Source organism: Streptomyces sp. NBC_00876 (assembly GCF_045207435.1).
In the GTDB taxonomy this organism is placed as follows: Bacteria; Actinomycetota; Actinomycetes; order Streptomycetales; family Streptomycetaceae; genus Streptomyces.
This window is the reverse complement of sequence record NZ_CP108800.1, coordinates 5,970,831-5,987,601: the sequence shown is the minus strand read 5'-3', so window position 1 is coordinate 5,987,601 and position 16,771 is coordinate 5,970,831. Positions and strand designations below refer to the sequence as shown.

The following is a 16,771-nucleotide window of genomic DNA, read 5'->3' as shown; positions in this document are numbered from 1 at the left end:
GACCACAGCCGTGGCGACCAACGCGGTCGTTTTTCTGGTCTTCACCTGAGGAAATCCCCCTCAATCGATGGTTGCCGTGGCATGTCGCACGTCGTCGCGACGAGCGCCCGGGCATTACTTACTACGGGGGTCGAGCGCATCACGCAGCCCGTCTCCCAGCAGGTTGAACGCCAGGACCGTGACAAAGATGGCCACGCCCGGCACGATCATGTACATCGGGTCGTTCCGGTAGAAGTCGATCGCGTTGGTGAGCATCCCGCCCCAGGAGGACTGCGGCGGCGCGATACCGACACCGAGGTAGCTGAGTCCCGCCTCGAAGAGGATGTTCGACGGGATGAGCAGCGTGGAGTAGACGAGCACGGGCGCCACCAGGTTCGGCAGCAGCTCGCGGAACAGGATGAAGGGTCCGCGGGCGCCCAACGACCGTGCGGCCTCGACGAATTCGCGATTGCGCAGGCTCATGGTCTGGGCTCGGACGATGCGGCCCATGTACGGCCAGCTGAAGAATCCGATGACGAAGATCAGTACGGCGATCCGCAGCGGCAGCCCCTCCAGACCGAACGCCCCGTCCTGCAGCGCCGCCGAGATGGAGATCGCGAACAGCAGCAGCGGGAAGGCCAGGAAGGTGTCCATCATGCGGCTGATGACGGTGTCGATCCAGCCGCCGTAGAAGCCGGACACCACTCCGAAGAAGACGCCGATCACCACGGAGAGCAGGGTGGCTCCGACCGCGACGACCAGGGACACCCAGGAACCCTCGATGATCCGGGTCATGATGTCGCGGCCGTACTGCGGCTCGACGCCGAGCGGATGGCTCCAGCTGATGCCGCCCCAGTCGCCCTTGGGGGCGAGCAGTGCGGGGTCGATGAGGTCCTGGTGGAACTCGTTGGGGTCCAGGCCGAAGACGGCCTGGATCGGCTTGGAGAGCACGGCGAGCAGGATCAGCAGGATGACAACGATGCCGCCGGCCACTGCCACCTTGTCGCGCTTGAAGCGCGTCCAGGCGATCCGTCCGAGCGAACGGCCCTCGATCTGGCTCTGTTTGACTCCCGTGAGTACTGCCTCCGGCTGCGCCTGGGCAGCCGAACCGGTGGTCTCGATCGGTGCGGTCACAGTGCCTCTGACCCCTCCCGCCGGCGGTGGCCGGCCCCTACTCGCCGCGGTGACGGCCTGGCGCGTGTCAGCCGCGGCGCTTACTGCGGCTGATGTGTTCGGTGGTTCGGTGAGACGAATGCGTCTGCGGAATGACTGTCGGGGCAACCTTGTACAAAGGGCCGACGATCCCTACTAGCGGGGAGTCTTCAACGCAGCCGCGATCACCCGCCAGACCTGGCGGGGAATGTTTGCTCAAACGTGATGCGGTCAGTGAACTTCCGTTATCCGGACAGCTTGATCGAGTGAGCGGACCACTCAGGCGCTAATCCACCAGAACGGACATGACACCCAACAGGCGCCATTGGGTGGCTATTTGGGTGAGCGAAGCGGACGTCTCACCCAACGGGGTCCCCTTTGTCCGCTCTTGGCGGCGGGGCCGGCCGGCTCAGTACGCGCGCGGGGCCGGGCCGGGTGCCTGCGGGTAGCCGTAACCCGGAGCGACGGCGCCGCGCCCGGCCGGGGCGTGCGACTCGCGGTCGTAGAACGGCCGGGAGTTGGCACGCAGCCACATCCCGACCGGGTCGTACTCGTCGGCCATCGCGACCGTGGAGACCGGCAGCCCCTCCGGGACCGTGCCGATGGACTGCTGCATCATCGCCCGCACCGCGTCGACGGACGGCGGGCTCGTGTCGTACAGATCGAGGCCGATGGCGAGGTACGGGACGCCGAGCGCGGGCTGCACCCAGGCGCGCCGCAGCGAGCGGATCGCGGGGGTGCGGTGGGCGTTCTGCGCGAGCTGGGCGTAGAACTGCGGGATCTCGATGGCGGGCTCGCTGATCCGCAGCGGCCCGGCGGGCATCCGGTCGAGGCCGGTGGCGATCCGGCGCAGGTCCAGCCAGGGGATGCCGACGCCGCCGCCGGGCGCGTGCGGGTTGAGCCAGATGCCCCAGCGGTCGGGGAACAGGGCGCGGGCGATGTCGCGGCCCCCCACGACCTCGTGGTCGCGGCTCCAGCCGCTGGCGGAGAGTTCCTGGGCGGAGGTGACACAGGGGGCGTAGCCGAGGCCGTCGATCTCCATGTTCCCGTACTGGGCGTCGGGCGAGCCCGCCCGGCCGTGCCAGAGCAGCATCCAGATGCGGTCGGCCGCCAGGGCCTGGAGCAGCGCCTCGTACGCGTCGTAGCGCCCGGGCGTGACTTGGCGCAGCATGTGCTCGACCTTTCCGGCCGCCGCGGTGCCTGACGCACTCACCCTGGGTCCCGCCCCTCTTCGATCCTCTGTGTCGGCCTGCCGCTCCCGGGGCACTCGGGTACGGCGCGGTGCCGAGGCACCAGCCATCAAACCAGCTTATGCGGCGGTCTTGATACGGACTTGACTGCGGGGACCGGCGCTGTCGCCCGGCGGCGTGGGACGGCTAAGGGCTGTCCCGCTAATCCCCGGCGGGCGCACGACGACAGCTACGGCACCTCGCCGCGTTGTCGGAACGCCCGAATACATCCAGTATGCGGACGCCCCTCCGCCTTGCGATGCACCGCATCTGACGCCGCGCGCCGATCCGCCGGGGATTACGGGACAGCCCTTACTCGGCCGCGCGCTCGTAGAAGGGCCGCACGTGTGCGCGCATCCAGTCGGCGACCGGGTCCTGCGCCACGTCGAGCAGCACCAGGTTGACCGGCCACGGCGCCTGCGCGCGGCCCAGCGCGCGGCCCAGGGCATCCATGGGGGCGTTGCGCCCGGCGCCGTCCCAGGTCGAGAACTCGATGCCGACGAAGAGGACGGGGTCGCCGCCCTCGATGCTGGCCAGGGCCCGGCGGGCGCTGAGCACGACGCCGCTCTCCTCGAACTCGCCGGCCGCGGCGGAGAGGAAGTCGACGGGCTCCTCCTTCCAGTCCGGCTGGTACAGCCGGACCCGTCCTCCGCTGGCCGGTCCGTCCAGTGCGGAGCGTCCGGCCCGGCAGAGCTCGGCGACGGCGGGCGGGGGCAGCGGCATGCCGACCGCGCCGCCGGGGTTCACCGCGAGACCGAGCTGCGGGGGCAGACCGCGGGCGAACTCACGGGCGGGGGCCACGGTGAACGACATATGGGCGCCGACACAGGTGAGGAACTGATGTTCGGAGCTGTAGACGGGGACGTAGGGCGCGCCCTCGATGTCCAGCGTCGGCAGATCGAGGTCGGTGGCGTCCGGACCTCCGCCGTTGGGCAGGGGCACCCAGAGGTGGCTGCGGCCGATCACCTCGAGGAGCCGGCCGCCCGCCTCCGGGCTGCCGAGCGAGGCGCTCAGCACTTCTTCGAGCTCATTGGCCGGCCATCCGCTCTGCGGATGGGTGCGGGCCGGTGCCGGAATGTCCACTGTCTGCCTCTCTCGCCCCATGTCGTGCAGCAAGAGATTAGCGCCCGCGCCCCCGGCGCCCGGCCGACAGCACGCCCTCTGTCCAGCCATCGGACAGCCTTCGCTCAGCCCTCACTCTGTGCGTCTGCGAATGTGATCCGCGCCAGCAGCCCCGCCGCCTCACGGTCCAGCAGCACCGCCGAGGCGCAGCCGAGCGGGAGCAGTCCCGCCTCGGTGTCGCGCAGCAGCCGCCGCACGGCCGTGCGGTGCCGGGCGAACGCGTATCCGGAGACTCCCCGCCCGCGCTCGCGCTGCCCCTCCCGCGCCGTCTGCGGGCTGACGTCGAGGAGCACGAGGTGCAGGATGCGGCCGCGCCGCCGGGCGTCGCGCGCCAGCCAGCCGCGCACCCAGGCCTGGGTTCCGCAGTCGTGGACGACGACGGAGGCGCCGGAGCGCAGCACCCGCCAGAGCCCCCAGTAGTGGGCCGCGCGGACGAGCGGGCGGTAGAGCGCGTAGGGGAGTAACCGGGGCATCAGGGCCGCCCAGCGGTCCCTGGTGTCCTGGGAGTCGATGGCGTGCGCGGCGACGGCCCGCCTGATCAGGGTCGACTTGCCGCTGCCGGGAAGGCCGGAGACCACCACCACGTCGCCCGCCGCGAAGTGCAGGGTCCGCGGGCTGCGCCCGGCCCGCTCCCTCAGATCCCGTACGACGGGTGCGTGCGGGCCCAGCGTCTCCCTGGCCGGCGCACCCGGCTGCGCGGGCAGTGCGCCGTGCGCGACCCCCGCGGTCGTCGCGTACCGCTGCAACGTCATCGCCCTCCCCCTGTCGGCTGACTCACACCTGCCCAAGAAGTGTAAAGAAAAGGTAATGCGGCACAACCGTCCGACCCGCCGGATCCCGGGTGACAAGGCCATCGGTACCGGGACCCCCACTCTCCCGCAATGCGTGCGATGATGGCCCCCGTCAACTGCATAAAGGCCGTTCGAATCCGCGCGGGAGAGTCCCGGCCACCGTGCCGGGCGCCGAAGGAGCAAGATCCTCCCTTGAATCTCTCAGGCCCCGTACCGCGTGGATGAGGCAGATCTGAAAAGCGAGCCGCTCCGCGGCTCCACCCAAGGTGCAAGCCGAACCCCTGCGGGGACTCTCGGCGAACCTCTCAGGTTCCGATGACAGATGGGGAGGGATCGTCCTCGTCGTCATGCCCTGGGAGCCTTATCCATGAGCACCGCCCCCCGTCTCACCGCCCTCGATGCCCTGCACCGTTCGCTGGGTGCGACCATGACCGACTTCGCGGGCTGGGACATGCCGCTGCGGTACGCCAGTGAGCGCGACGAGCACAACGCCGTCCGTACGCAGGCCGGCCTCTTCGACCTCTCGCACATGGGCGAGATCACCGTCACCGGCCCCGGGGCCGTGGCGCTGCTGAACTTCGCGCTGGTCGGCAACATCGGCACCGTCTCGGTGGGCCGCGCCCGCTACACGATGATCTGTGCCGAGGACGGCGGCATCCTGGACGACCTGATCGTCTACCGCCTGGGCGCGAGCGAGTACATGGTCGTCGCCAACGCGGGCAACGCCCAGATCGTGCTGGACGCCCTGACCGCCCGCGCCGAGGGCTTCGACGCCGAGGTGCGCGACGACCGCGACGCGTACGCGCTGCTCGCCGTCCAGGGTCCCCAGTCCCCCGCCATCCTGGCCTCCGTCACCGACGCCGACCTGGACGGCCTGAAGTACTACGCCGGCCTGCCCGGCACGGTCGCCGGGGTTCCCGCGCTGATCGCCCGTACCGGCTACACCGGCGAGGACGGCTTCGAACTGTTCGTGGCCCCCGAGCACGCCGAGCAGCTGTGGCGGGCCCTGACCGAGGCGGGCGCCTCCCGCGGCCTGATCCCGTGCGGGCTCTCCTGCCGTGACACGCTGCGCCTGGAGGCGGGCATGCCGCTGTACGGGCACGAGCTGACGACGGCGCTGACCCCGTTCGACGCCGGTCTCGGCCGGGTCGTGAAGTTCGAGAAGGAGGGCGACTTCGTCGGCCGCAAGGCCCTGGAGGCCGCCGCCGAGCGAGCCGAGACCGCCCCGCCCCGCAAGCTCGTGGGCCTGGTCGCCGAGGGCCGCCGGGTCCCGCGCGCCGGATTCCCCGTCGTCGCCGGCGGCGAGGTCATCGGCGAGGTCACCTCGGGCGCGCCCTCGCCCACGCTCGGCAAGCCGATCGCCATGGCGTACGTCGACGCCGCACACGCCACGCCCGGCACCACGGGCGTCGGCGTGGACATCCGGGGCAGCCACGAGCCGTACGAGGTCGTGGCGCTGCCGTTCTACAAGCGCCAGAAGTAGCACCCCGGGCGGATCCGGTACTGCGCACGTGACGCAGTCCTGTCTCACACCGTAAGACCACCGTTCATCAGCACTCCCCCGCGTACAGGAGAATTCAGGTCATGAGCAACCCCCAGCAGCTGCGGTACAGCAAGGAGCACGAGTGGCTGTCGGCCGTCGAGGACGGTGTGGCCACGATCGGCATCACGGAGTACGCGGCCAACGCGCTCGGTGACGTCGTCTACGCCCAGCTCCCCGCGGTCGGTGACACGGTGACCGCGGGCGAGACCTGCGGCGAGCTGGAGTCGACCAAGTCGGTCAGCGACCTGTACTCGCCGGTCACCGGCGAGATCACGGACGCGAACCAGGACGTCGTGGAGGACCCGTCGCTGGTGAACTCCGCTCCGTTCGAAGGCGGCTGGCTGTTCAAGGTACGCGTCGCGGAGGAGCCGAAGGACCTGCTCTCCGCCGACGAGTACACCGAGTTCTCCGGTAACTGAGACCCAAGGGACCACCTGATGTCGCTTCTCAACTCCTCCCTCCACGAGCTGGACCCGGACGTCGCCGCCGCTGTCGACGCCGAGCTCCACCGTCAGCAGTCCACCCTCGAGATGATCGCCTCGGAGAACTTCGCTCCGGTCGCGGTCATGGAGGCCCAGGGCTCCGTCCTGACCAACAAGTACGCCGAGGGCTACCCCGGCCGCCGCTACTACGGCGGCTGTGAGCACGTCGACGTGGTCGAGCAGATCGCGATCGACCGCATCAAGGCGCTCTTCGGCGCCGAGGCGGCCAACGTGCAGCCGCACTCCGGTGCGCAGGCCAACGCCGCCGCGATGTTCGCGCTGCTGAAGCCGGGCGACACGATCATGGGCCTGAACCTGGCCCACGGCGGTCACCTGACCCACGGCATGAAGATCAACTTCTCCGGCAAGCTCTACAACGTGGTCCCGTACCACGTCGACGAGACCGGCACCGTGGACATGGCCGAGGTCGAGCGCCTCGCCAAGGAGTCCAAGCCGAAGCTGATCGTGGCCGGCTGGTCCGCGTACCCGCGTCAGCTGGACTTCGCCGCCTTCCGCCGCATCGCGGACGAGGTCGGCGCGTACCTGATGGTCGACATGGCGCACTTCGCCGGTCTGGTCGCCGCGGGCCTGCACCCCAACCCGGTGCCGCACGCCCACGTCGTCACGACCACCACGCACAAGACCCTCGGCGGTCCGCGCGGCGGCGTGATCCTCTCCACCCAGGAGCTCGCCAAGAAGATCAACTCGGCGGTCTTCCCGGGTCAGCAGGGCGGCCCGCTGGAGCACGTGATCGCGGCCAAGGCGGTCTCGTTCAAGGTCGCGGCGACCGAGGAGTTCAAGGAGCGCCAGCAGCGCACCCTGGACGGCGCCCGCATCCTCGCCGAGCGTCTGGTGCAGTCGGACGTCACCGAGGTCGGCGTCTCCGTCCTGTCCGGCGGCACGGACGTGCACCTGGTCCTGGTGGACCTGCGCAACTCCGAGCTGGACGGCCAGCAGGCCGAGGACCGGCTCCACGAGCTGGGCATCACGGTCAACCGGAACGCCATCCCCAACGACCCGCGGCCGCCGATGGTCACCTCGGGTCTGCGGATCGGCACGCCGGCGCTGGCCACCCGCGGTTTCCAGGCCGAGGACTTCACGGAGGTCGCCGAGATCATCGCGTCCGCCCTGAAGCCGTCGTACGACGCGGACGACCTGAAGGCCCGCGTCGTCGCGCTCGCCGGGAAGTTCCCGCTGTACCCCGGCCTGAAGTAGTCCGGACCTGCGTATTTGCACGTTGGGGAGGGGCACCGCGCACACTGAACAGTGAGCGCGGTGCCCCATCCCTTGGGGGGTGTCCCGTCGATCATGGCCGGGATCCGGCCCTGACCAGTCAGACACCCCTTTGTCCCCGCTCTTCGGGCCCACCCCGCCCGTACCGCACCACCCGGCAGACAACGGCGTCTACCAACCCTTAGGAGTCACCCCGTGGCCATCTCGGTCTTCGACCTGTTCTCGATCGGCATCGGCCCGTCCAGCTCCCATACGGTCGGCCCCATGCGCGCCGCCCGTATGTTCGCGCGCCGGCTGAAGAACGAGGGCCTGCTCGCCCACACCGCCTCGATACGCGCCGAGCTCTTCGGTTCGCTCGGCGCCACCGGCCACGGCCACGGCACCCCCAAGGCCGTCCTGCTCGGCCTGGAGGGCGAGTCCCCCCGTACCGTCGACGTCGAAACGGCGGACGACCGGGTAGAGGCGATCCGCACCACCGGCCGGATCAACCTCCTCGGCATGCACGAGATCGCCTTCGACGCCGACAAGCAGTTGGTCCTGCACCGCCGCAAGAGGCTGCCGTACCACGCCAACGGCATGACCGTCTTCGCGTACGACCACGAGGGCGCCCTGCTCCTGGAGAAGACGTACTACTCGGTCGGCGGCGGCTTCGTCGTCGACGAGGACGCCGTGGGCGAGGACCGGATCGTGCCCGACGACACGGTCCTCAAGCACCCGTTCCGCACCGGCGACGAGCTGCTGCGGCTCGCCCGCGAAACCGGCCTGTCGATCTCCTCCCTGATGCTGGAGAACGAGCGCGCCTGGCGCACGGAGGACGAGATCCGCTCCGGCCTGCTGGACATCTGGCGCGCCATGCAGGCGTGCGTGTCCCGCGGCATGGCCCGCGAGGGCATCCTGCCCGGCGGCCTCAAGGTCCGCCGCCGCGCCGCGAACACCGCCCGCCAGCTGCGCGCCGAGGGCGACCCCCAGACCCACGCGATGGAGTGGATCACCCTCTACGCGATGGCGGTCAACGAGGAGAACGCCGCGGGCGGCCGCGTCGTCACCGCCCCGACGAACGGCGCCGCCGGCATCATCCCGGCCGTGCTGCACTACTACATGAACTTCGCGGCCGGCGGCGCGACCGAGGCGGAGAAGGACGACAGCATCGTCCGCTTCCTGCTGTCGGCCGGCGCCATCGGCATGCTGTTCAAGGAGAACGCCTCGATCTCCGGCGCCGAGGTCGGCTGCCAGGGCGAGGTCGGCTCCGCCTGCTCCATGGCGGCGGGCGCCCTCGCCGAGGTCCTGGGCGGCACCCCCGAGCAGGTCGAGAACGCCGCCGAGATCGGCATGGAGCACAACCTGGGCCTCACCTGCGACCCGGTCGGCGGCCTCGTCCAGATCCCGTGCATCGAGCGCAACGGCATGGCAGCGGTCAAGGCCGTCACGGCGGCGAAGATGGCGCTGCGCGGCGACGGCAGCCACAAGGTCTCCCTCGACAAGGTCATCAAGACCATGAAGGAGACGGGCGCCGACATGAGCGTCAAGTACAAGGAGACGGCCCGGGGCGGGCTCGCGGTGAACATCATCGAGTGCTGACGAAAGCGCATCCGATCGGGGATTCCCCGCCTTCGATCCTGGCACGGACCGTCCGCCGCGCCCGGCGGGTCGTCCCTGGGAAGTTCCTGGCGGATCCCCCGGGACAGGCATCCTGCCCGGGGAGCGGTATGCGCTCGGCCGCCACCGCCTACACGCTCATGAAGGTGCGCCAGAGTTCGGCATAGCGGAGGTCGGTGTACAGCATGTAGGCGACCAGGACCCCTGCTGTCAGCGTGCCCGCCCCGACCCGTTCGGAGGCCAGGCCCAGTACGCCGATGGTGGCGAACGAGGCAAGCAGTTGCACGAACGGGAAGTAGACGGCCATGAGCCACTGCCCGCGCACTCGGGCCCGTCGGTAGCCGGCGCTGTACCTGGTGAAGCGCTGCACACGGTCGGCCTCACGGCCGAAGGACTGCAGGACGCGCAGACCGGCAAGGGTTTCCTGGAGATCACTGTTGACCACGCCGGCATGCTCCCTGCGCTAAGCTGCGCCACATGTCTACGAGGTTCGGTTGGTATCAGCGCTTTACGCTGGCTCTGGGTGGAGCCGGCGGTCATTTGCGCTGACCGTCGATCGGACATCCGGAGCCAGCAAGGCAGAGACGATTCGTCTCTGCCTTTCGTCGTTTGAGGCGGCTGGTACACGGAGACACACCTGGGACAGGTCCGGGGCCGCCTCACCAGAGACGGGAACACCCCATGACAACGCCGCCCCACCCCCCTACGCAGACCAACGACCTCCGCGTCACCGGCTTCCAGCCGCTGATCGCGCCCGCGACGCTGCGGGCCGAACTCCCCCTGACGCCGTCCCACGCAGCCCTGGTGGAGAGCAGCCGCGAAGCCGCCAACCGGGTACTGACCGGTGAGGACGACCGCCTCCTGCTGATCGTGGGGCCGTGCTCCATCCATGATCCGCGTGCGGCGCGGGAGTACGCGGAGCGCCTGGCGGCCGCGGCCGCTCCGTTCCGGGACGAGCTGTGCGTCGTCATGCGGGCGTACTTCGAGAAGCCGCGTACGACGGTCGGCTGGAAGGGGCTCGTCAACGACCCCCACATGGACGGCTCGCACGATGTCCAGCACGGGCTGCGTATCGCGCGTCAGGTCCTGCTCAGTGTGCTCGACACCGGTCTGCCGGTCGGGTGCGAGTTCCTGGAGCCGACAAGCCCGCAGTACATCTCCGACGCGGTGACGTGGGGCGCCATCGGGGCGCGTACACCGGAGAGCCAGGTGCACCGTCAGCTCGCCTCGGGACTTTCCATGCCGGTGGGCTTCAAGAACGCCACGGACGGGGACGTGCAGGCGGCCGTGGACGGCTGCCGTGCGGCCGCGGGGAGCCATGTCTTCTTCGGTATCGACGGACAGGGGCAGGGATCGGTCGTGTCCACGAAGGGCAACCCGGACTGCCACATCATCCTGCGCGGTGGCCGGGGCGGCCCCAACTACGGCCCCGAGGACATGCGCGACGCCCTGGCGCTGCTGGCCAAGGCCGGTATGCCCGAACGTCTCGTCATCGACGCGAGCCACGCGAACAGCGGCAAGGACCATACCCGCCAGTCGGGTGTGGTCCGCGAGGTCGCCGAGAGGATCGCGGAGGGCGAGACCGGAATCGCCGGCCTGATGGTGGAGAGCTTCCTGCATGAGGGCCGCCAGGAACCGGGTCCCCTCCCGACGCTCACCTACGGGCAGAGCGTGACCGACGCGTGCATCGGCTGGGAACAGACCGAGACCCTGATCGGCGAGCTGGCCCACGCCGTACGCCGACGCCGAGTCGTGCGCGGCTGAGCACTCGGTCCGATCCCGGTGCGGGTTCCCGCTCCCGGTGCGGGCTCCCGCTCCTGGTGCCGGTTCCCGCTCCCGGTGCGGGCTCCCGCGAGGCCCGCTCCGCATCCGGGGGCGGCTCCCGCACCAGGGCGCACGCGTCCGGCAGCCCCGGCCGCTCGCCGTCCGTAGAGGCCGGGGCCGCTGGACGCGCGTCTGCCGCACTCCACTGCCGCCCTCCGGGCAGGCGGCCCTGCCCGTGACGAGTGTGCGGGCCGTCCGTTTGCCAGTACGGCAACAGAGCTCGCGGCCGGTCCGGCGGGCGTCGCATGATCGTGGCCGGAGCCGGACGTCCGATTCGGACGGGCGCCGCCCGACAGCCGTGGAGGAACCATGCCTCAGCAGCCCGACCGCTCCCCCGCCGTCACGCACCGCATGGTGCCCTCCCCGGCCGGCCGGATCCACCTGGTGGAACAGGGTGCGGGACCGCTGGTGCTGCTGGTGCACGGATTCCCGGAGTCCTGGTACTCCTGGCGCCATCAGCTGCCCGTACTGGCGGCCGCGGGATACCGGGCGGCCGCCATCGATGTGCGCGGCTACGGCCGCTCCTCCCGGCCATCGGACGTGGCCGCGTACCGGATGCTCGAACTGGTCGAGGACAACGTCGCCGTGGTGCACGCGCTCGGTGAACGGAGCGCGGTGGTCGTCGGCCATGACTGGGGGGCGACGATCGCGGCGAACTCCGCGCTGGTCAGGCCGGACGTCTTCCGTGCGGCCGGGCTGCTGAGCGTCCCGTACACACCGCGCGGCGGTCCGCGCCCCAGCGAGGTGTTCGCGGCGATGGGCGGGGACGAGGAGTTCTACGTCTCGCGCTTCCAGGAGCCGGGCCGGGTGGAGGCCGAGATCGAACCGGACGTCCGCGGCTGGCTCGCGGGCTTCTACGCCGCGCTCTCCGCCGACACCATGCCCGCGCCCGAAGCCCCCGACCCGCATTTCGCCGCCCGTGGGGGCACGCTGCGCGAGCGGTTCCCCGACCGGCGTCCCGCCTGGCTGGGCGAGAGTGAACTCGACTTCTACGCGGGAGAGTTCGAGCGTACGGGCCTGAGCGGGGCGCTCGGCCGCTACCGGAACATGGACCGGGACTGGGAGGACCTCGCCCGCTTCGACGGCGCTCCCGTGCATCAGCCGTCCCTCTTCGCCGGCGGAGCGCTGGACGCCTCCACCACCTGGCTGGCGGATGCCATCGAGGCCTACCCCACGACTCTGCCCGGACTGACCGCGTCCCACATCCTGGACGGCTGCGGTCACTGGATCCAGCAGGAGCGGCCCGCGGAGATCAACCGGATCCTGACGGACTGGCTCGAATCACTGCCGGGGTGAACCCGCCCCGGGGTGAACCCGCCGGCCCCGCACCCTCTTGCATCACGCCCCCTTGCGCCGCACCTCATTGCGCCACACCCTCTTGCGGCAACTCCCCTCGCAGTGCACCGAATCGGCCATGCGTTCGCACAGCAACCCGCACCCCGGTCGGCACAGGAGTGCACCAACTGCTCATAACTGAGCAGGCGTTCGCGGCGATCACACATTTTCAGTCACAAGCGACTTCCCTCCCCCGCATACTGGGAGTTCACTGGTCGTGACGAGTGGTGACACAGCCGCCGCGCACGTCAGGCGGTCCGCTGCCCCGGTTCTTGCGGGGCACGGCTGCGCAACCCCGGTCCCTGCGGAGGAAAGAGGACAGCGATGACAGCCGCCCCTCCCGTGACGCACACCCGGCGGGATCCGGCCGTCCGGCCCGGCCCCGCCGCCCCACGAGGTCCGCGGCGCCCCCGCAGCGACCAACCGCCCCGCAGATCCTGATCCTTCCCTCCTGCGGCGGCCCCCGCCGCAGGAGGCTCACGACCTCACCGCCCCTCGGATACGCCGGTGCGGACGGCTGTCCCCCGCTGACACGGCTTCGTCGAAGCGCCGATCGACGACCTCGCGTTCACCGCCCACCGCCCCGGCCCCTGCACGCGTGAATCCATTTCACGCGTCCCCCTTCCCTGTTCTCTTTTCGTTCAGACGAGGTGCACCATGAGCAAGATCGCGCTTCCAGAATTCCACATGCCGTTCGAGAGCGCGGGATGTCATCCGGGAGTCGAGCAGACCAAACAGGCCGCCTGGGAATGGGCGGCGGCCAGTGACCTCACCCTGTCACCGGTGGCCCGGAAGAAGATGATCAGGACCCGTCCCGAACTCTGGATATCCCTGATATTCCCCCGGGCATCCCAGACGCATCTCGACCTGTTCTGCCAGTGGCTCTTCTGGGCGTTCCTCGTCGACGACGAGTTCGACGACGGCCCGGCCGGCCGGGACCCCCGGCTGTGCGAAGGCGCGATCGCCCGGCTGGTGGACGTACTCGACGGCAGCCGGGCCCCCGTCGGCCCCATGGAGCACGCCCTGGACGAACTGCTGGTCCGGACCTGCACGGACAGGCCCGCCGGCTGGGTGCGCCAGTTCCGCCGCGATACGGCCGCCTGGCTGTGGACGTATTACGCGGAGGCCGTGGACCGGGCCGCGGGCCATGTGCCCAGCACGGCCGATTTCGTGAAGCACCGCCGCGACTCCGTGGCGATGCAGCCATTCCTCGATCTGCATGAGATCACTGCCGGAATCGACCTCCCGGAATCCGCCCGCAGCCTGCCCGCCTACATCGCCCTGCGTAATGCGGTGACCGACCATTCGGGGCTCTGCAACGATATCTGCTCCTTCGAGAAGGAAGCCGTTCTCGGATACGAGCACAACACCGTCCGGCTGATCCAGCGGGACCGCGGAGGAACACTTCAGGAAGCCGTGGACGAGGCCGGGATCCTGTTGTCCCGTATAGCCGACCGGGTACAGCGGGCCGAGAAGGAACTCGTCGAGGAAATGGAGGCGGCCGGAATCGAGGGCCTTCCGCGAGCCGCTCTGGAGCGCTGCGTGCAGGACTACCGGGGCCTCGTCCGGGGGGACTTCGACTACCACGCACGGGCTGAGCGCTACACCCGCCCCGACCTCATGGAGGTCGACCAGCAGGACTCCATGTCGCGGAACTTCGCCGCCTGAGCTGACGCGAGGCGCCGCCGGAGAAGAGCCGGTGGCGCCCGCGCGCGGGCCGGGCGGGACGGCCGGCGACACCGGAGTACGGGCCCACACCGGCGATTTCCGGACATTTGTCGCCCCAATGACCCGACCTCTCGCGGCTGCGGCAAACGAGAGGCCCCAGGGCTTCCGGTCCTCCGCCGACGGCCGGAATCCCCTACGACCTGAAGTAGCCCACACCGGCATCGCCGGCGGGACGGGCCGTACCCGCACGGATGGCCCGCCGCTCCCGGCCGTGATCTGCTGGTGCACACGCCCGACGACGCGGAAGGGCCGGAACCGAGCCATGACCGCCGCACCCCCTCCGATATCCCCCTCCGGATCCGGGCCCCGCGCCGGCCGGCCCGCTCCTCCGTACGCCGACACGGTCCAAGGCACCCTCCGCGGCGCGCACGAGCAGGGCGTCGCCGTGTTCCGCGGCATCCCGTACGCGGCTGCCCCGGTGGGCGCCCGCCGGTTCCGTGCGCCGGAGCCGCCGGAGCGCTGGGAAGGCGTGCGGGAGGCGGTGGACTTCGGCCCGACCGCACCCAAGCGGCCGTACGCCCCGCCGCTGGACCGGCTTCTGCCGGACCCCGAGGTACCCGGCGACGGCTGCCTCAATCTCAACGTGTGGACACCCTCGCCCGCGCGCACCGGCCTGCCCGTCCTCGTCTGGATCCACGGCGGCTCGCTGCTGCACGGCTCGTCGGCCGTGCCGCTGTACGACGGGGCGGCCTTCGCCCGCGACGGCGTGGTGTGCGTGTCGGTCAACTACCGCCTGGGCATCGAGGGCTTCGGGGTGTTCCCGGACGCCCCCGCCAACCGGGGTCTGCTCGACCAGCTCGCGGCGCTCGGCTGGGTGCGGGACAACATCGCGGCGTTCGGCGGCGATCCGGACCTGGTCACGGTGTGCGGGGAGTCGGCGGGCGCCATCTGCATCGGTGCGCTGCTCGCCGCACCACGGTCCCGGGGCCTCTTCCGGCGTGCCGTGCTGCAGAGCGGGGTGCCGTCCGCGGTGTCCGTGGCCGCGGGCCGCCGTACGACCGGGCTGATCGCCCGACGGCTCGGGGTCGCGGCCACGGCGCGGGCGCTGGCGGCCGTCGGCCCTGCCGCGCTGCTGGCCGCGCAGACCGAAGTGACCGGCGGCGGCTCCCCGTTGACCGGCGGGCACGCGTTCCGGATCGTGGTGGACGGCGATCTGCTGCCGCGCGATCCCGACGCGGCGCTCCGGGACGGGGCCGCGTCAGGGGTCGGTCTGCTGATGGGAGCGAACACCGAGGAGTACCGGCTCTGGTTCGTGCCCAGCGGTCTCACCGAGCGGCTCTCCCGTACGAAACTCCGGCTGGCGCTGCTGAAGTTCAGGGTGCCGGGCGCCACGGCCCGTACGTACCGCGCCAACCGCCCCGGTGCCACGCCCGGCGAGCTGCTCGGCGCCCTCGCCACCGACCTCCTGCTGCGCGTACCGCTGAACCGGCTGGCCGACGCCCGGGGGGCCGCACCGGCGGCCACCCACCTCTACGAGTTCGGCTGGCCCTCCCCCGTACTGCGGCTCGGCGCCTGCCACGGGCTGGAGATCGGCTTCGTCTTCGACAACCTGGCCGGGCCGGACGCGGTGGCGCTCGCGGGCGAGGACGCCCCGCAGGAACTGGCCGACGCGATGCACGCGGCATGGATACGGTTCGCCGCGACCGGCGACCCGGGCTGGCCGGCCTGGGACGCCTCGCGTCCGGTGATGCGCTTCGGGCCCGGGACCCCCGAGCTGGTGCGCGCCCCGCGCGACGACGAGCTGCGCGGCTGGCCGCCGTACCGGTAGGGCCGGCCGCCCCCTTCCGGACCGACAAACACACAGAGACCTCCCGACGTCCATGGGAACACCGGACGTTCACCCGAAGGGGGCATTAGGTAAGGCTCGAACGTTTCTGCACCACCGCACACCGGGACCCTCGGGTTAGGTTCACCGACTGTCACCTCACCGACTGTCACCCAGGCCCGGGTACCCACGCGGGTTCGGCGCTGCGAGGAGAGGCATCATGACCGAGAGGCCTGCCCCCACGGCATCCCCCGCCCTGGTACCGCTGCCCGAGCCGTGCGGCCGGGTGTACCGCAGAGGCGGACGCACGGTGGTGGCCCTGCGCGACGAGATCGACATCGCGACCGCCGCTCTCATCGCACCGGCCCTGGACGTGGCGACGTCGGACGGCGCACCGCAGGTGGTGGTCGACCTGACGGAGGTGAGCTTCGTCGACTGCTCGGGGCTGAACCTGCTGCACCGGGCCCGGCGGCGTGCGCTGGACCGGGACGGACGGTTCTGGCTCGTCTGCGGCAGTCCGCGGATCCTGCGCCTGCTGCGGGCCGGCCGGCTGCACGATCTGTTCCGCCCGGTGGCGACCCCGGACGAGGCCTTCCGTACGGAGGAACCCGTCGGGCCGGCCGGTTCCTGAACGGACGCGACTCCCGGCGCCCGGCCCGCCCGGCACGGGTCCGCGGCCCCCCGGCCCGCCGGCCGGGGGTCACCCGGACGTCAGCCCTTGTTCTGCGCGGCCCAGAACTCGTCGAACGTGAGGAGCCCGTCCCCGTTGGCGTCGTGAGAGTTGATCACGGCCTGCGCGACCGGCACGGTGACGTAGGGGTCACCCAGCTGAGCCATGACGCTCGTGTACTCGGCAGCCGAGATCAGCCCGTCGCCGTTCAGGTCGAACCGCTCGAATGCCTTGCGCGCCGACTCGATGTCCGCCACTGTTCCGCCCCTTCGTATGCCTATCTGACGAAGGTCAGATTAACGGGCGCGACAGATGGCTTTCG

15 protein-coding genes and 1 riboswitch are annotated in these 16,771 nt (G+C 70.8%); of the genes, 9 read left to right on the top strand and 6 right to left on the bottom strand.

Annotation, left to right across the window (positions count from 1 at the left end; all coding sequences use genetic code 11):
- Positions 1 to 114: 114 nt before the first annotated feature.
- The 4 genes from OG782_RS26500 to OG782_RS26485 all read right to left on the bottom strand — a co-directional run bounded on the left by OG782_RS26500 (position 115) and on the right by OG782_RS26485 (position 4,234).
- Entirely contained in the window at positions 115 to 1,113 is a 999-nt protein-coding gene (locus OG782_RS26500; RefSeq protein WP_406455038.1) for an ABC transporter permease, read from the bottom strand.
- Between the two features lie 427 nt (positions 1,114 to 1,540).
- Positions 1,541 to 2,344, bottom strand: coding sequence for an enhanced serine sensitivity protein SseB C-terminal domain-containing protein (locus OG782_RS26495; RefSeq protein WP_406455036.1), 804 nt, complete (start codon positions 2,342 to 2,344; stop codon positions 1,541 to 1,543).
- Positions 2,345 to 2,672: 328 nt separating this feature from the next.
- Positions 2,673 to 3,443: an enhanced serine sensitivity protein SseB gene (locus OG782_RS26490; protein WP_406455034.1), complete on the bottom strand. Its 771-nt coding sequence runs from the start codon at positions 3,441 to 3,443 to the stop codon at positions 2,673 to 2,675.
- 104 nt (positions 3,444 to 3,547) lie between these two features.
- The gene (locus tag OG782_RS26485; protein ID WP_406455032.1) at positions 3,548 to 4,234 is read right to left on the bottom strand and encodes an AAA family ATPase; all 687 of its coding nucleotides are present in this window, start codon (positions 4,232 to 4,234) and stop codon (positions 3,548 to 3,550) included.
- A gap of 171 nt (positions 4,235 to 4,405) precedes the next feature.
- Positions 4,406 to 4,499, top strand: a riboswitch (glycine riboswitch).
- 141 nt (positions 4,500 to 4,640) lie between these two features.
- Between OG782_RS26485 and gcvT the strand changes: the two genes are divergently transcribed.
- The 4 genes from gcvT (at position 4,641) to OG782_RS26465 (ending at position 9,109) form a co-directional block, all read left to right on the top strand.
- Positions 4,641 to 5,756, top strand: coding sequence for a glycine cleavage system aminomethyltransferase GcvT (gene gcvT / locus OG782_RS26480; RefSeq protein WP_406455030.1), 1,116 nt, complete (start codon positions 4,641 to 4,643; stop codon positions 5,754 to 5,756).
- A 101-nt stretch (positions 5,757 to 5,857) separates the two neighbouring features.
- Positions 5,858 to 6,235 carry a glycine cleavage system protein GcvH gene (gcvH, locus tag OG782_RS26475; protein WP_406455029.1) on the top strand — a complete coding sequence of 126 codons (378 nt, stop codon included), beginning with the start codon at positions 5,858 to 5,860 and terminating at the stop codon, positions 6,233 to 6,235.
- A gap of 18 nt (positions 6,236 to 6,253) precedes the next feature.
- Positions 6,254 to 7,513 carry a serine hydroxymethyltransferase gene (glyA, locus tag OG782_RS26470; protein ID WP_406455027.1) on the top strand — a complete coding sequence of 420 codons (1,260 nt, stop codon included), beginning with the start codon at positions 6,254 to 6,256 and terminating at the stop codon, positions 7,511 to 7,513.
- 213 nt (positions 7,514 to 7,726) lie between these two features.
- Complete coding sequence (locus OG782_RS26465) at positions 7,727 to 9,109, top strand: L-serine ammonia-lyase (protein ID WP_406455025.1); 1,383 nt, start codon at positions 7,727 to 7,729, stop codon at positions 9,107 to 9,109.
- A gap of 148 nt (positions 9,110 to 9,257) precedes the next feature.
- Here the strand turns inward: OG782_RS26465 and OG782_RS26460 are convergent, their stop codons facing one another.
- Entirely contained in the window at positions 9,258 to 9,572 is a 315-nt protein-coding gene (locus tag OG782_RS26460; protein ID WP_406455023.1) for an ABC transporter transmembrane domain-containing protein, read from the bottom strand.
- A 236-nt stretch (positions 9,573 to 9,808) separates the two neighbouring features.
- On the opposite strand from OG782_RS26460, the gene OG782_RS26455 reads away from it, so the two are divergent.
- The 5 genes from OG782_RS26455 to OG782_RS26435 all read left to right on the top strand — a co-directional run bounded on the left by OG782_RS26455 (position 9,809) and on the right by OG782_RS26435 (position 16,410).
- Positions 9,809 to 10,891 (top strand): 3-deoxy-7-phosphoheptulonate synthase, encoded by a 1,083-nt coding sequence (locus OG782_RS26455; protein WP_406455021.1) that lies wholly within the window; start codon positions 9,809 to 9,811, stop codon positions 10,889 to 10,891.
- Between the two features lie 369 nt (positions 10,892 to 11,260).
- Positions 11,261 to 12,247 carry an alpha/beta hydrolase gene (locus OG782_RS26450; RefSeq protein WP_406455019.1) on the top strand — a complete coding sequence of 329 codons (987 nt, stop codon included), beginning with the start codon at positions 11,261 to 11,263 and terminating at the stop codon, positions 12,245 to 12,247.
- Positions 12,248 to 12,973: 726 nt separating this feature from the next.
- On the top strand, positions 12,974 to 13,954 hold the full coding sequence (locus tag OG782_RS26445; protein WP_406459290.1) for a terpene synthase family protein: 981 nt from the start codon (positions 12,974 to 12,976) through the stop codon (positions 13,952 to 13,954).
- Positions 13,955 to 14,276: 322 nt separating this feature from the next.
- Positions 14,277 to 15,782: a carboxylesterase/lipase family protein gene (locus OG782_RS26440; RefSeq protein ID WP_406455017.1), complete on the top strand. Its 1,506-nt coding sequence runs from the start codon at positions 14,277 to 14,279 to the stop codon at positions 15,780 to 15,782.
- Positions 15,783 to 15,999: 217 nt separating this feature from the next.
- Positions 16,000 to 16,410 (top strand): STAS domain-containing protein, encoded by a 411-nt coding sequence (locus tag OG782_RS26435; protein WP_406455015.1) that lies wholly within the window; start codon positions 16,000 to 16,002, stop codon positions 16,408 to 16,410.
- A gap of 80 nt (positions 16,411 to 16,490) precedes the next feature.
- Here OG782_RS26435 and OG782_RS26430 read toward each other — a convergent pair whose 3' ends face one another.
- Positions 16,491 to 16,706: an EF-hand domain-containing protein gene (locus tag OG782_RS26430; RefSeq protein WP_406455013.1), complete on the bottom strand. Its 216-nt coding sequence runs from the start codon at positions 16,704 to 16,706 to the stop codon at positions 16,491 to 16,493.
- Positions 16,707 to 16,771: the final 65 nt, after the last annotated feature.

Coding starts and splice junctions, on each gene's coding strand:
- OG782_RS26485 (WP_406455032.1), bottom strand. CDS start 4,234: ATGACGTTGCAGCGGTACGCGACGACCGCGGGGGTCGCGCACGGCGCA.
- gcvT (WP_406455030.1), top strand. CDS start 4,641: ATGAGCACCGCCCCCCGTCTCACCGCCCTCGATGCCCTGCACCGTTCG.
- gcvH (WP_406455029.1), top strand. CDS start 5,858: ATGAGCAACCCCCAGCAGCTGCGGTACAGCAAGGAGCACGAGTGGCTG.
- glyA (WP_406455027.1), top strand. CDS start 6,254: ATGTCGCTTCTCAACTCCTCCCTCCACGAGCTGGACCCGGACGTCGCC.
- OG782_RS26455 (WP_406455021.1), top strand. CDS start 9,809: ATGACAACGCCGCCCCACCCCCCTACGCAGACCAACGACCTCCGCGTC.
- OG782_RS26450 (WP_406455019.1), top strand. CDS start 11,261: ATGCCTCAGCAGCCCGACCGCTCCCCCGCCGTCACGCACCGCATGGTG.
- OG782_RS26445 (WP_406459290.1), top strand. CDS start 12,974: ATGCCGTTCGAGAGCGCGGGATGTCATCCGGGAGTCGAGCAGACCAAA.
- OG782_RS26440 (WP_406455017.1), top strand. CDS start 14,277: ATGACCGCCGCACCCCCTCCGATATCCCCCTCCGGATCCGGGCCCCGC.
- OG782_RS26435 (WP_406455015.1), top strand. CDS start 16,000: ATGACCGAGAGGCCTGCCCCCACGGCATCCCCCGCCCTGGTACCGCTG.